Origin of the sequence: Haloarcula sp. CBA1122 (assembly GCF_009741785.1) — an archaeon.
Taxonomy (GTDB): Archaea; Halobacteriota; Halobacteria; order Halobacteriales; family Haloarculaceae; genus Haloarcula; species Haloarcula hispanica.
This window is the reverse complement of record NZ_WPCB01000109.1, coordinates 1-1177: the sequence shown is the minus strand read 5'-3', so window position 1 is coordinate 1177 and position 1177 is coordinate 1. Positions and strand designations below refer to the sequence as shown.

The following is a 1177-nucleotide window of genomic DNA, read 5'->3' as shown; positions in this document are numbered from 1 at the left end:
CTTCGACGCCGTGGCGGCGCTGGGCGAGACATGCAACCGACTGGGGCTCGACCTCATCAGCGCCGGAAGCGCCGTCGCGTGGGCCATCAAAGCCGGCGACGCCGGCCTGCTCGACGAATCGCTCGATTACGGGAGCCCCGACGACGCGCGGGCGCTCCTCGAGCCATCGTCGCGCGGGAGTCGACGCTCGGCGACGCTCTGGCCGACGGCGTTGACGCGGCCTCGGCCCGTCTAGGCGGGGACGACCTCCTGCCGACGGTCAAGGCTATGGAACTGCCCGCGTACGACCCCCGCGGCGCACGGAGCATGGCACTGGCGTACGCGACCAGCGACCGCGGGGCCTGTCATCGGCGGGCGCTCCCCATCGAGCGGGAAGCCTTCGACTCCGATTGGGACCCGGAGCGGGCGGCCGCGGCCGTCATCCGCGAACAGGACCAGCGCTCGGTGCTGTGGTGCCTCGTCGTCGACGACTTCGTCGGCGACGCCTTCGAAGACCTCGGCGCGGAGTGGCTCGACGCTATCGGCCTGGACACGGACGGCGACCTCGCGACGGTCGGCGAGCGGGTCTGGACGCTCACGCGCCTGTTCAACGTCCGGGAGGGCGTTTCCCGAGCCGACGACGAACTCCCGGCAAAGCTGCAGGAACCGCTTGATTCTGGCCCGAACGCTGGCGCGGCAATCGACACCGAGTCGTTCGACGCGATGCTCGACGAGTACTACAGCCAGCGCGGCTGGGACGCCGACGGCCGGCCCACCCCCGAGACAATCGAGCGACTCGGCCTCACGGACGCCGTCGACCAATCGACACGACCAGCGGACACGACACTCGGAGAATGACAGACGAAATCGACCTCGACGAACTCGACGTACAGGACGACGAGGAGACGCCGAACCGGGGCGACTGGTTCTGGAATGGAAAGGGCGACCCCGAAGACGAACCCGACCCCGGATCGACTGGGACCGTATCGGTGCGGCCCGACAGCGATACCGAGGCTGAGAGTCCCGGTGCGGCCGCAGATACGGGTCCTGCTTCGGACACTGGTGTCGAAGAGAATGGCGGAGATACCGCCAGCGCAGACCCCGGAGGCCAGGCGGTCCCCCACGTCCCGCGGGAGAACAAGGACAAGCCGGTCGGTATTCCGACAGACAGCGGCGGCGCGGGCGGCGCGGGCGGCGC

2 pseudogenes are annotated in these 1177 nt (G+C 69.8%); both read left to right on the top strand.

Going from position 1 to position 1177, the window contains the following annotated elements:
- Window positions 1–837 (top strand): annotated as a pseudogene (locus GJ630_RS19385) (aldehyde ferredoxin oxidoreductase C-terminal domain-containing protein); the annotation flags it as partial.
- A pseudogene (locus GJ630_RS19380) lies at window positions 834–1177 on the top strand (hypothetical protein); the annotation flags it as partial. The pseudogenes GJ630_RS19385 and GJ630_RS19380, both read left to right, overlap by 4 nt.